Source organism: Polaromonas sp. P3_B4 (assembly GCF_056402835.1).
In genome coordinates, this window is record NZ_JBFUGQ010000001.1 from 2630174 (window position 1) to 2643197 (window position 13024).

10 protein-coding genes are annotated in these 13024 nt (G+C 62.2%); 5 read left to right on the forward strand and 5 right to left on the reverse strand.

Translation table 11 applies throughout. The features are described from left to right. Positions 1-2 precede the first annotated feature (2 nt). Together uraD and AC1DVV_RS12505 are read left to right on the forward strand one after the other, a co-directional pair. Positions 3-1778 carry a 2-oxo-4-hydroxy-4-carboxy-5-ureidoimidazoline decarboxylase gene (gene uraD / locus AC1DVV_RS12500; protein WP_477665491.1) on the forward strand — a complete coding sequence of 592 codons (1776 nt, stop codon included), beginning with the start codon at positions 3-5 and terminating at the stop codon, positions 1776-1778. Further along, positions 1775-3028: a M20 family metallopeptidase gene (locus AC1DVV_RS12505; protein WP_477665490.1), complete on the forward strand. Its 1254-nt coding sequence runs from the start codon at positions 1775-1777 to the stop codon at positions 3026-3028. Before uraD ends, AC1DVV_RS12505 begins: the two co-directional genes overlap by 4 nt. A gap of 7 nt (positions 3029-3035) precedes the next feature. Here AC1DVV_RS12505 and AC1DVV_RS12510 read toward each other — a convergent pair whose 3' ends face one another. Genes AC1DVV_RS12510 through AC1DVV_RS12520 form a run of 3 tightly spaced genes read right to left on the reverse strand, consistent with a single transcriptional unit; the run spans position 3036 to position 5887 of the window. Then, positions 3036-3914, reverse strand: a complete 879-nt coding sequence (locus AC1DVV_RS12510; protein ID WP_477665489.1) for a phosphate/phosphite/phosphonate ABC transporter substrate-binding protein — start codon at positions 3912-3914, stop codon at positions 3036-3038. Next, positions 3911-4996, reverse strand: a complete 1086-nt coding sequence (locus tag AC1DVV_RS12515; protein ID WP_457279816.1) for a hypothetical protein — start codon at positions 4994-4996, stop codon at positions 3911-3913. Before AC1DVV_RS12515 ends, AC1DVV_RS12510 begins: the two co-directional genes overlap by 4 nt. 3 nt (positions 4997-4999) lie before the next feature. Beyond that, complete coding sequence (locus AC1DVV_RS12520; protein WP_457279815.1) at positions 5000-5887, reverse strand: phosphate/phosphite/phosphonate ABC transporter substrate-binding protein; 888 nt, start codon at positions 5885-5887, stop codon at positions 5000-5002. A gap of 769 nt (positions 5888-6656) precedes the next feature. Between AC1DVV_RS12520 and AC1DVV_RS12525 the strand changes: the two genes are divergently transcribed. The 3 genes from AC1DVV_RS12525 to AC1DVV_RS12535 all read left to right on the forward strand — a co-directional run bounded on the left by AC1DVV_RS12525 (position 6657) and on the right by AC1DVV_RS12535 (position 9361). Continuing rightward, positions 6657-7658: an ABC transporter substrate-binding protein gene (locus AC1DVV_RS12525; protein WP_457280953.1), complete on the forward strand. Its 1002-nt coding sequence runs from the start codon at positions 6657-6659 to the stop codon at positions 7656-7658. 111 nt (positions 7659-7769) lie between these two features. Further along, positions 7770-8591, forward strand: a complete 822-nt coding sequence (locus AC1DVV_RS12530) for an ABC transporter ATP-binding protein (RefSeq protein ID WP_457279814.1) — start codon at positions 7770-7772, stop codon at positions 8589-8591. Positions 8592-8593: 2 nt separating this feature from the next. Continuing rightward, positions 8594-9361 (forward strand): ABC transporter permease, encoded by a 768-nt coding sequence (locus AC1DVV_RS12535; protein ID WP_457280952.1) that lies wholly within the window; start codon positions 8594-8596, stop codon positions 9359-9361. Positions 9362-10007: 646 nt separating this feature from the next. Here the strand turns inward: AC1DVV_RS12535 and AC1DVV_RS12540 are convergent. Together AC1DVV_RS12540 and AC1DVV_RS12545 are read right to left on the reverse strand one after the other, a co-directional pair. Then, positions 10008-10496, reverse strand: coding sequence for a cyanophycin metabolism-associated DUF1854 family protein (locus AC1DVV_RS12540; protein ID WP_457282094.1), 489 nt, complete (start codon positions 10494-10496; stop codon positions 10008-10010). 14 nt (positions 10497-10510) lie between these two features. After that, positions 10511-12853, reverse strand: coding sequence for a cyanophycin metabolism-associated ABC transporter (locus tag AC1DVV_RS12545; protein ID WP_457282267.1), 2343 nt, complete (start codon positions 12851-12853; stop codon positions 10511-10513). Positions 12854-13024: the final 171 nt, after the last annotated feature.

Consider the following 13024-nt stretch of genomic DNA (forward strand, 5'->3'; position numbering starts at 1 on the left):
ACATGGCCATCACGCTGGAACAAGTCAATGCCGTACCGCGCGCAGAAGCGCTGCAACTGCTCGACGGCCTCTATGAGCATTCCCCCTGGATTGCCGAAAAGGCGCTGGACGCCCGCCCTTTCCAGTCCCTCGCCCACCTGAAGCACACCATGGCGCAAGTACTGCGCGAGGCCGGCAAGGACGCGCAGGTCAAGCTCATCCAGGCCCACCCCGAACTGGCCGGCAAAGCCATGGTCAGTAAAAGCCTGACGGCGGAATCGACCAACGAGCAAGGCAAGGCCGGCCTCACGGACTGCACGCCCGAAGAGTTCGCCACCCTGCAAAAGCTCAATGCCGACTACAACGCGAAGTTCGGCTTTCCTTTTATCCTGGCGGTGCGCGGCCCGCGCGGCGACGGTTTGAGCAAGCAGCAGATCATCGAGACCTTCGCTCGGCGCCTGCAAAATCACCCTGACTTCGAGCTGCAGGAAAACCTGCGCAACATCCACCGCGTGGTGGAGCTACGGCTCAACGACAAGTTCGCCGCCACGCCCGCGCTGGGCAACGACGTGTGGGACTGGCAGGAAACGATGTCGCAGTACAGCGATCCGGGCTATCTTGAAAAGGGCCAGCTCACGGTGACCTACCTCACTGATGCGCACCGTGCCTGCGCGGCTTTCATCAGCAACACCATGCGGGACTGCGGCTTTGACGAGGTGAAGATCGACGCGGTCGGCAATGTGGTGGGTATCTACAAGGCCGCCACCCCCAACGCCAAGACCCTGCTGACCGGCAGCCACTACGACACCGTGCGCAACGGCGGCAAATACGACGGCCGGCTCGGCATTTTTGTGCCCATGGCCTGCGTACGCGAGCTGCACCGCCAGGGCAAGCGCCTGCCCTTTAATTTTGAGGTGGTCGGCTTTGCCGAAGAAGAAGGCCAGCGCTACAAAGCCACCTTTTTGGGTTCAGGCGCGCTGATCGGTGACTTCAAGCCCGAGTGGCTGGAACAGAAAGACGCTGACGGCATCACCATGCGCGAGGCCATGCACAACGCTGGCCTCAAGCCCGAAGACATCACGAAGATCAAACGTGACGCGGACAACTACCTCGGCTTTATCGAGGTGCATATCGAGCAAGGCCCGGTACTCAACGAGCTCGACCTGCCGCTGGGCATCGTGACCTCCATCAACGGCAATGTCCGCTACCTGTGCGAGATCACCGGCATGGCCAGCCACGCCGGCACCACGCCCATGAACCGCCGCCGTGACGCCGCAGCAGCCGCGGCCGAATTACTGCTGTATGTGGAACGGCGCGCGGCGCAAGACGGAAATTCCGTCGGCACGGTCGGCATGCTGCAGGTGCCCAGCGGCTCCATCAATGTGGTGCCCGGGCGCTGCCTCTTTTCGCTCGACCTGCGCGCGCCCATCGATGCGCAGCGCGACGCGCTGGTGGCCGACGTGCTGGCCGAACTCAAAAGCATTTGCGAGCGCCGCGGTATGCACTTCACGACCGAATTGACCGAGCGCGCCGCCGCTGCCCCCAGCGCACCTGCCTGGCAACTGCGCTGGGAAGCCGCAGTGCAAAGCCTGGGCGTGCCTCTGTACCGCATGCCCAGCGGCGCCGGCCATGACGCGATGAAACTGCACAAGGTGATGCCGCAGGCCATGCTTTTTGTACGCGGCCAGAACTCGGGCATCAGCCACAACCCGCTGGAAAGCACCACCAGCGACGACATCGAACTTGCGATCCATGCCCTGGCGCATCTGCTTACCCATCTTTCTCCTGAACAACAATGACCCTCACTACAGATTACGCCCGGCTTGACAGCTGGATCGATGCCCATTTCGACGAAGAAACGGTATTCCTGCAGCAGCTCATCCGCGTGCCCACCGACACGCCACCGGGCAACAACGCGCCACATGCCGAGCGCACGGCAGAGCTCATCAAGGCCTTCGGTTTTGACGCTGAGAAATACCCCGTGCCCGAAGCCGAAGTGCGTGGCTACGGCATGGAGTCCATCACCAACCTGATCGTGCGCCGCCATTACGGCAACAAAGGCGAAGGCAAAACCATTGCCCTCAACGCCCACGGCGACGTGGTGCCGCCAGGCGAAGGCTGGACCAAAGATCCCTATGGCGGCGAGATTGAAGGCGGCAAGATTTACGGACGCGCATCAGCCGTCAGCAAGTGCGACTTCGCCAGCTTCACCTTTGCAGTGCGTGCGCTCGAATCACTGGACGCACCACTCAAAGGCAGCGTTGAGCTGCATTTCACCTACGACGAAGAGTTCGGCGGCGAGATGGGCCCGGGCTGGCTGCTCAAAAAGGGCCTGACAAAACCCGACCTGCTGATCGCGGCGGGTTTCTCATACGAAGTCGTCACCGCGCACAACGGCTGCCTGCAGATGGAAGTCACGGTGCACGGCAAGATGGCGCACGCCGCCATTCCCGACACCGGCATCGACGCCTTGCAGGGCGCGGTGCACATTCTCAATGCGCTCTATGCGCAGAATGCGCTGTACCAGCAGGTGACTTCAAAGGTCGAGGGCATCCAGCACCCTTACCTGAACGTGGGCCGCATCGAAGGCGGCACCAACACCAACGTGGTGCCGGGCAAGGTGATGTTCAAGCTGGACCGCCGCATGATCCCCGAGGAGAATCCCGCCGAGGTCGAGGCCAACATCCGCAAAGTGATTGCCGACGCGGCCGCCGGCTGCAAGGGCATCTCGGTCGACATCAAGCGCCTGCTGCTGGCCAACTCGATGCGGCCGCTGGCGGGCAACAAGCCCCTGGTGGAGGCCATCCAGAAGCACGGCGAAGCGCTGTTCGGCCAGGCCATCCCGGCCATGGGCACGCCGCTGTACACCGACGTACGGCTGTACGCTGAGGCCGGCATTCCCGGCGTCATTTACGGCGCCGGACCGCGCACCGTGCTGGAGTCGCATGCCAAGCGGGCCGATGAGCGCCTGGAACTCGAAGACCTGCGCCGCGCTACCAAGGTGATTGCGCGGACGCTACTCGATCTGCTGCTGCCCGGCCCGGTCTGATGGCAGGTTACTCGCGGGTGTAGTCCAGCAGCGCGAGATATTCCTTGCGCTCGGCCTTGACCCACTGCTTGACGCCGATCTCGGACATGATGCCGGCCGACTGGCTGTTCATGGCCAGCAGGGAATCCTGCAGGCGGCTGATCATGTCCGCCGGCACGCCGGGGGCGGCCAGCACCGACCAGTTCACCACGGGCTGGGTTTCACCAATGATGCGGCCTCCGCCTTCCTGCCATTTCCTGGCGATGGTCGGATTCACCGCACCCACCTCGGCAAGGCCTGCCGCCACCTGTGCCGACACGGAATCCTGGTAGCGTGTGTAGGAAATATAGGGTTCGCGCACATTCAGGCGGCGCATCTCGGCACGCGCGACCGCCACCGTGGCGGACGATTCGTCAGGCATCAGGATCTTCTTGCCGCTCAGTTGCCCGATGTTGTTGATGGGCGAGCTGTTCTTCACGATAAAGGCGGCCTGGTAGGGCTCGGGCCGGCGCACCAGGGGTTGGTAACCTCCATCGCGAACCAGCTTGGACAGCTGGTTGACGGATTTTCCGAACACCATCAGGGGCTTTTGCTCTGACGATGCCTGCCGCACGAAGTTCTGGATGTCGATGACGGGGTCAACCACCACCTGCTTGTTGCGGATCTGCCCTCCCAGGTAGTCGGCCAGCCCCCGGTAACGCAGGGCCAGCATCGAAATGCTGAGGTCTGCCGTAACCGCCTCATTGATCAGCAGCCTCCAGCGATCAACACCCGCCAGCTGGCCCGCCGCCTGCTGGCTCCAGCTGACCATGGGAAAGCCCTGCCAGGCCACGGCAACCGCGGTGCCCACCACACCGCGAAGAACCGCGCGGCGACCGGTAACTTGTGACAGCAACGGAGTATTCATTTGATCACCTTCAAAGGGTTAATTGCAGATTGCACGGTCTTCTTCGCTGCCTCGTCTTCCCATTGCCTGGCAGCTGTCAAGGTTGCCTTGAATGCCAGCGCACTCTCAAGCAGCCATTTCTTGTTGTCTTCCGAGAGCGCGTAGCTCAACCTGAACTCGTCCATCGGCATGCGGTCTTCCCGCACGGCCTTGATCAACCGGTCCACCTCTGCCGCGGCATGCGCGGGTGTAGACAGCAGCACCAGGCGGCTCATCTTGTCGGGGTTGTTGGGTACATGGCAGTTCACACACTGCGACTCGCGCATCTGCAGCGCCAGGTCACGGTAGCGTTTGTCGACGTTGCCCAGATGCGGGTTTTCCGGCCGGTACAAGCCGTCGAACAGCGTCACCGCCGGTTGGGTGTGGCCCTTGTCGTCAGTCCAGAGCCATGGGCCCTGGTATTTTTCATGCTGCACCGTCTGCACCGGTTGCAACAGCGGCGTGGGCGCCACGTCGGTGAACTGCGCTACCTTGATGGTTCCCGTTTCGGGGCTGATCCAGAGCATCATGCTGCGGGCGTTTTCGTACATCGACCACTTGGCCTCGTCGTGCCAGAACGGATAAGGAAACTGGCCCGGCGGCAGGCGGTTGCGAAAGGCCGCCTCAAGCCGCACCAGGAACATCTTCTCGTCGGCCACCCACTCCACGGTATGCCGGCCGTTGAACATGAAGAGCGGCGCATACATGCCGGTCCAGGCGTCAGGGGCGAACTGGGTCAGGTTGGTCTGGCGCAGGGTGGCGTTGTCCTTTTTGTTTTGCCGACCCCACAGCATGATGGGCGCCACATGTGCACGCAGCTGGCTCGGGCCGAACAGGGTTTGCCGGCACTGCGTGTAGGCATTGACGTCACCGGCCGGCGCCAGCGGGCAACTGCTGGCGAGCTCCGCGGCAATTTCAGCCGCTGCCTGTGCGATGTTGGGCGGTATCGCCCTTTTTTCCTGGGCTTGTACGCCGCAGGAAAATGCCAATATGGCTGCCAGCAGTCCGGCCCGCCATGGCGAAAGTGAAAGTGAAAACAGACGTGCTTGAATCAACGTACCCATTTTTTACTCCCTCGTGTAGTCCAACAAATCCAGGTAGTCCTTCCGTTCCGCTTTAGCCCAGGCCTTCACGCCCATCGAAGCCATCACTGCGGCGCTTTCCGAATTGGTGGCCAGCAGCGCGTCGCGCAGCTGCTGCACCATGTCCGCCGCCAGGCTGGGACTGGCGAGCACCGACCAGTTCACCACCGGCTGGGTTTCAGCCACCACGCGCCCGCCCTCTTCCACCCACTTTTTGGCAATGGTGGGATTGACCACGCCGATCTGGCCCATTCCGGACTTCACAAACTGCGCGACTTCCTCCTGGAAGCGAACGTGTGTCACGCGGACCCGGCCGAGTTTTTGCCGCCGCAGTTCCGCCAGGGCCACCGCACTGGTGGCGGCAGACTCGTCGGGCATGATGACCTTTGCATCAGCCGCATCCGCCAGGGTTTTAATGGGCGAATCCTTGGCCACGATGAAGGCCGCCTTGTAGGGATCGGCGCGCCGCACCACCGGCTGGTAGCCGTTGTCGCGCACCAGCTTGGCCAGCTGGTTGACGGACTTCCCGAAGACAAACTCCGGCTTGCTGGCGCCTTGGGCCACCGCCATGAAGCGCTTGATATCCACCATGGGCTCCACGACGATGGGCCGCCCCTTGAGCTGGGTGCTGATGAAGTCGGCGGCAGGGCGATAACGGTTGGTCAGCAAAAATGAGTTGGTGTCGCCCCCCACCGCTTCATTGATCAGCAACCGCCAGTTCGCGCCACCTGCGGGTTTTTTAGCAGCAGAGGCAGCGGCAGCAGCCGAAACCTGGGCCCAGGCGTTACCCGGCCCACCCATACCCCCTGCGAGGGCGCCCAGGCCCAGGATTGACAACATCTGACGGCGAAGCTGCGAGGAAGGTGTTTTCATGAAAGCCTTGTTTTGGAAAGCCCGCTAACCCAGTACATCGTTGCTGGATGACTTCGGCTACTGCCCCAAGGCTTTGTCAAGGCTTCGGAACTGCATGGCCTTGCGGCTTAATCCTTGTCACCTACGCAAATACACTCTATGGACGGGCCGCAAAAATAGTCAAAGCCTGTTCATGGCGTCCGCCCTGTCAGGACTGACAGGTGAAACCTGCCATGGGCATGGGCGCGGCGGTGCCCGGCCCAAATCACCGGCAGCTGCTCCGCTCAAACGTAAACAGCTGTAACAGCCTCAGCCTTCCTCCAGAACTTCCTGGCGGCCAGGAACAGGAGGTGCCAGCGGCCACCTTTTTAATAGCTGCCTTTGGGCATCCTCCCGGCCAGGGCCGCTCAATGTGCGGAAAGCAGGCCAGCCGTACATCCAAAAATACGGATGCCGATACATCACAAAATGCATCCTGTGAGTAATCCCAGTGTGCGAAAACTGACAGCACCTGAACGCGGCAGGTGTTGCTCTTAGGCCAATCCGCATCGCCCAGCGGCAAGACCCACCAGACACCTGAACTGCCGGGGCAATGCCAAAGTTCTACTCCGCAGCGTGGCAGGCATTGTTTTTGCTGTATCGTTTTGAGGTTCGCTTCGATTTCACGGCCACCGCGTTCTTATGCTGATTGCTGGCCTGCCGGTTTCCCCTTTTGCAACCCCTTCAAGAAAATCCCGCCATGAAAAATCGTGCACCTGCCGCATCTGCCTTTCCCAGCCTTGTAGCCAGGATGACCGGGGCGGTGATCGCCCTGGCAGCCCTGAACGCCCATGCGCAAAACACGCCGATCAAGTTCCAGCTCGACTGGCGCTTCGAAGGCCCGTCCGCCCTCTTCCTCACGCCGGTGGCCAAGGGGTACTTCAAGGCCAACAAGCTCGACGTGACGGTGGACGCCGGCAATGGCTCAGGCGGGGCGGTGACCCGTGTGGCCTCGGGCACCTACGACATGGGTTTTGCCGACATGGCCTCGGTGATGGAGTTTCACGCCAACAACCCGGACGCACCCAACAAGCCGGTAGGCGTGATGATGGTCTACAACAACACGCCGGCCTCCGTCATGGCGCTCAAAAAATCAGGCATCAAGACGCCCTCCGACCTGAACGGCAAAAAAATGGGCGCGCCGGTGTTTGACGCCGGCCGCCGCGCCTTCCCGATTTTTGCCAAGGCCAACAACATCACCGGCTTCCAGTGGACAGCCATGGACCCGCCGCTGCGCGAAACCATGCTGGCCCGCGGCGACGTGGACGCCATCACCGGCTTTACCTTCACCTCGCTGCTCAACCTGGAGGCGCGCGGCGTGAAGGCTGAAGACGTGGTGGTGCTGCCCTATGCCGACTTCGGCGTGAAGCACTACGGCAACGTGGTGATCGTCTCGCCCAAACTCATCAAGGAAAACCCGGCCGCCATCAAGGCGTTTTTGCAGGCCTTTACCAAGGGCGTGAAAGACGTGGTGGCCGACCCGGCCGCCGCCATCGAATTCGTGAAAGCGCGCGACGGCATCATCAATGTGCCGCTGGAAGTGCGCCGCCTGCGCCTGGCCATCGACACCGTCGTCAACAGCCCCGACGCACGTGCCGAAGGCTTCGGCCAGGTCAAAGCGCCGCGCCTCTCGCTGATGGCCTCGCAGGTGTCGGACGCTTTCGGGACCAAGACCCGTGTCAACCCCGACGCAGTGTGGAACGGCTCCTTCCTGCCCACGGCAGCCGAGCTCAATGTGCTGCCGAAGAAATAAGTCCTGGCCTCAGGCTCTGTGCCTGGCGCCATGCCTGCCCGGATTGCTACACTTTTAATAGCTGCTTGCGCACATCCCGATTGGGCCAGCAGCCGTTTTCCTACCTAAAACATGCCCCTCGCCACCGCTGACAGCCCTTTTGTTGACTTCCGGGACGTCTGGCTTGCCTACAACGACGAGCTGTTGGCGCGCAAACAGTTTTCCGTTGAAGCCATCGATCTGCAGGTGCGCCAGGGCGAGTTCATTGCCATCGTCGGGCCCTCGGGCTGCGGCAAGTCCACTTTCATGAAGCTGGCCACCGGGCTGAAGATGCCGTCGGCCGGGAGCATCCTGATTGACGGACGGCCAGTGACAGGGCCCCTGAAGATTTCCGGTATGGCCTTCCAGGCGCCATCGCTGCTGCCCTGGCGCACCACCGTCGACAACGTGTTGCTGCCGCTTGAGATTGTCGAGCCTTATCGCAGCCAGTTCAAGGCCAGGCGCAAGGAGTTTGAAGAGCGGGCGCGCAAGCTGCTGCAGAAGGTGGGCCTGGCAGGCTATGAAGACAAATTCCCCTGGCAGCTGTCTGGGGGCATGCAGCAGCGCGCCAGCATCTGCCGCGCGCTGATCCACGAGCCCAAAATGCTGCTGCTCGACGAGCCCTTCGGCGCGCTCGATGCCTTCACGCGTGAAGAGCTCTGGTGCATCCTGCGCGACCTCTGGACCGAGCAGCGCTTCAACGTGATCCTGGTCACGCATGATTTGCGCGAGTCGGTGTTCCTGGCCGACACCGTCTATGTGATGAGCAAAAGCCCGGGACGCTTTGTCGTGCGGCGCGAGATTGAACTGCCGCGTCCGCGCGACCTGGAAGTCACTTACACCCGCGAGTTCAGCGACATCGTGCATGAGCTGCGCGGCCACATCGGCGCGGTGCGCGGCGGAGCCGCCGTATGAACATGAACAACAAACAGCTCGAACGCTGGGCGCCATGGGTGTTACTGGCAGCCGTGGTGGCGCTGTGGCAGGCGGTGTGCGCCGGTTTCTCGGTGCCGGAGTTCATCTTTCCCGCGCCGCTGGCCATTGCCCAGGCCATGCACGAATTCGCGGGCCCGATTGCCGAAGCCGCCTGGAAAACCTTCTGGGTCACGATGGTGGGTTTCGGCCTGTCCATCGTGGTCGGCGTATTGCTGGGCTTTCTGGTGGGCTCGTCGCGGCTGGCCTATGCCGCGGTCTATCCGCTGCTGGTGGCTTTCAACGCGGTGCCCAAGGCCGCGATTGTTCCCATCCTCATCGTCTGGTTCGGCATCGGCGTGGGCCCCGGCATCCTCACGGCTTTCCTGATCTCGTTTTTCCCCATCACCGTGAACATGGCCACGGGCCTGGCCACGCTGGAGCCAGAGCTGGAAGACGTGCTGCGCGTGCTGGGCGCCAAACGCTGGGACGTGCTGGTCAAGGTCGGCCTGCCGCGCTCCATGCCCTTCTTCTTTGCCTCGCTCAAGGTCGCCATCACGCTGGCTTTTGTCGGCACGGTACTGGCTGAAATGACTGCGGGTGATTCAGGCATTGGCTACCTCATGCAAAGTGCCGGGTCGCAGCAACGGCTGGCGTTGGCTTTTGCCGGGTTGGTGGTGATTGGGGCGATGGCTATGGCGATGTATGAGTTGTTTAGCTATGTCGAGAAGCACACTACGGCGTGGGCGCATCGGGGGTCGCAGAACGGCTAAGGTATTGGTCGGGTCTTGCTCCGGCCTTTGCGCTCTTTGCTGAGGGCTGTTGGCCGGGGGTTGCCCGGCATGCAAGTAACTTTCTTTTGCTTCGCCAAAAGAAAGTCACCAAAGAAAAGGCGACCCTGGTTCCTGCGTTCCTTCGCTTCGCTGCGGGCAGCCTGGTGCTCGGTCCAGCCGGGGTCAAAAACAACTCGCTTCGCTCAAACGAGTTTTTGCCCCGATCCGTCTGGACCTCCGCTCCTCGGCGCATCCACAAGGGCCAATCGGGAACGGGGACCGAATACCAAAGACAAATACCAACCAGGACTCGCCAGGGCGAGTCCTGGTTTCTTCTGGTATTCCGGGTTTTGTCTTCGGTTGTTTGGTATTCCTGCCTCCACCCCCTTCTGTCTGCGCCGAGGAGCGCAGGTTCAGGCGGATCAGGGATCGCGATTGTCTGAGCCGAAGGCGAGTTCGAGCGAGACCCCGCCTGGACCGAGCACCACAGGTTGCCCGTAGCGAAGCGCAGGGACGCAGACAGCAGGGTCGCCTTTTCTTTTGCTTACTTTTCTTTTGGCGAAGCAAAAGAAAAGTGAGTAGCTGCCGGGCTACCCCCGGCCAACAGCCCTCAGCAAAACGCACAAAGGCCGGAGCAAGACCCGGCCTAAAGAAACCGCTCCAACAACCGCCGCGACCCCCGGTCCAGCGCCGTCATATCCCGCACGCTGTACTGCACCCCCTGGCTGCCTGCAATCAGCAGCCCCGTGCGCCCCAAACGGCGAATATCTTCTTCGCCCTTGAGCACAAAAGACGTCTCACCCCGGTCGGTCTCCACCGTCCACACACTGGGGGTGGCAAAGGTCGAAACGCTTTTCAGCCGCGTCACCTCGGGCACAAAGTCGCGCAGCGCCAGCTCTTCTTCCAGCAAGGTGCGTGCATCCGCCGGCAATGCCTGCAGGTTTTCCACCCAGGCAACCTCGTGCCCTTCGGTGTTGACCAGTGAAATGCCTTCATCGGGCGCGGCCAGGGGAAAGGCCCGCACCGGCACGACGCCAGCATGCTGCTGGCCACCGGCATCGACGAACACCAGCCGGCCCGACGCCGTGCGTTCCAGGGAAAATGAAGTGGAAGAGAAATGAGAAGAAGTTGTCATGTGCAATCCTTGGCTCACCGGTTGCCGGTGTGCTGCGCGGTGTGGGCCAGTTGCGAGGTGGCCAGTGCGATGCGGCTTTGCTCGACTTCCTCGCCGCCCTCTTCGCTGTCGACCTGCCGCGCCTGGGCTTCGTACAGCCGCCAGTAAGCACCCTGCTTCGCCATCAATTCGTCGTGCGGCCCCACTTCCACCACCTGGCCGCGGTCCATCACCACCAGGCGGTCGGCCTTGCGCAGCGTTGAAAGGCGGTGGGCAATGGCAATCGTGGTGCGGCCCTGCACCAGGTTGTCGAGGGCACGCTGGATTTCTTTTTCCGTTTCGGTGTCTACCGACGAGGTCGCTTCGTCGAGGATCAGAATGCGTGGGTTGATCAGCAAGGCACGCGCAATCGAGATGCGCTGGCGCTCACCGCCCGACAGCCCCTGGCCGCGCTCACCCACCAGCGAGTCGTAGCCCTGGGCCAGCCGCAAAATGAATTCATGCGCATGGGCGGCACGCGCGGCCGCGACGATTTCAGCGCGCGTGGCGCCCGGCTTGCCGTAGGCAATGTTTTCGGCAATCGTGCCGAAGAAAAGAAACGGTTCCTGCAGCACCAGGCCGATGTTGCGGCGGTAGTCGGCCACACCGAAGCGGCGGATGTCGGTGCCGTCCACGCTGATGGAGCCGTCGCTCACGTCGTAAAACCGGCAGATCAGGTTGACCAGCGTGCTTTTGCCCGAACCGCTGTGGCCCACCAGGCCGATCATTTCGCCGGGACGGATCTGCAGATCGAGCCCGCGAATGACCGAGCGGTTGCCGTAACGGAACCCGAGGTTCTTCATGTCGATGCGGCCTTCGAGCGCGCCAATCTTCACCGGGCTGGCCGTTTCGGGCACGTTGGAGACATGATCGAGGATGTCGAAAATGCGCTTGGCGCCGGCGGCGGCCTTTTGCGTGACGGAAACGATGCGGCTCATCGAATCGAGCCGGCCGTAAAAGCGGCCGATGTAGGCGATAAAAGCCGTCAGCACGCCGACCGTGATCTGCTGGCGCGACACCAGCCAGATGCCAAAAGCCCAGACCACCAGCAGGCCGACTTCTGTGAGCAATGAGACGGTGGGCGTGAACAGCGACCAGGTCTTGTTGAGCTTGTCGTTGACCGCCAGGTTGTGCTGGTTGACCTCACGAAAACGCTGGGCCTCACGCTTTTCCTGGGCAAAGGCCTTGACCACGCGGATGCCCGGAATCGTATCGGCCAGCACGTTGGTCACGTCCGACCAGACGCGGTCGATTTTTTCAAAACCGGTGCGCAGCTTGTCGCGCACCACATGGATCATCCAGCCGATAAACGGCAGCGGCAGCAGGGTCACCACGGCCAGCCAGGGGTTGATGGAAATGAGGATCACCGCGGTCATCACGATCATGAGCACATCGGTCGCGAAATCCAGCGCATGCAGCGACAAAAATACGCAGATGCGGTCGGTTTCCGAGCCGATGCGGGACATCAGGTCGCCGGTGCGCTTGCCGCCAAAGTAGTCCAGCGAGAGCTCCAGCAAGTGGTCGAAGGTGGCGGTGCGCAGGTCAGCGCCTATGCGCTCGGACACCAGTGCCAGCAAATAGGTACGCGCCCAGTTCAGCGCCCAGCCCAGCACGGCCGCGCCCAGCAGGCCACCCAGCAGCAATCCCACCTTCCAGGGCTCAATCTTCTGGCCGTTCTGGAACGGTATCAGGATGTCGTCCATCAACGGAATCGTGAGGTAAGGCGGCACCAGCGTGGCGGCGGTGGAGGCCAAAGTCAGCAAAAAACCGGCCAGTAGCTGGTAGCGGTACGGATCGGCAAACCGCCACAGGCGCAGCAGCACCCAGGTGGAAGGCGGCGTGTGCAACTCGCGTGCGCAGGCCGGGCACTCTTCGCTGTCAGGCGGCAGCGGCAGGTCGCACTCGGGGCACAGGGCTGTGTCCTCGGCCAGTGCCGTGGCATCGCCCGCCGCCGGGGCCTGCTGCTGGGCAAACAGGCGCACCAGGCGCAGGGCCTGCACATTGGCACCCAGGGTAAACCGCCAGCTGGCCAGCCGCCGGCCCGCTTCATGCAGCTCCAGCGTACCCACGCCGGCATGGTCGAAATGGCGCAGTGAAAGCCCTTGCAATACGGTGCCGGCGGCGTCCGCCGTGGGCCAGCTGGCCCATACGCCTTCGGGGTTGCAGGCCAGCAGCCGGCGGTCCGTCAGGGCCAGCAGGCCCCGGGCGAAATGAAGTTGGTTATCCAGGTCAACCACCAGCGTGCACAAAACGTTCTCTTGGGTTGCAAGTTGTGAGCGAAGCCCTGCCAGAACAGGGTCGGTAGGGCTGGAGTCGTCTGCCGGGTGGTTGTGTTGCATTGTGTTGTGGAAAATCTTGGCGTCCCGCATCTGGCGCGGCAGGGTATTCGCAGGTTCTTCGTAGTTGTGCGAATAGGCCCGAAACAGGGATTTTCGCCGAATGCGGCCTGAAGCGACCGGTTTGACCATATCAACCCCCTGAAAATGACGGAACCATCAAAATCGACCCCT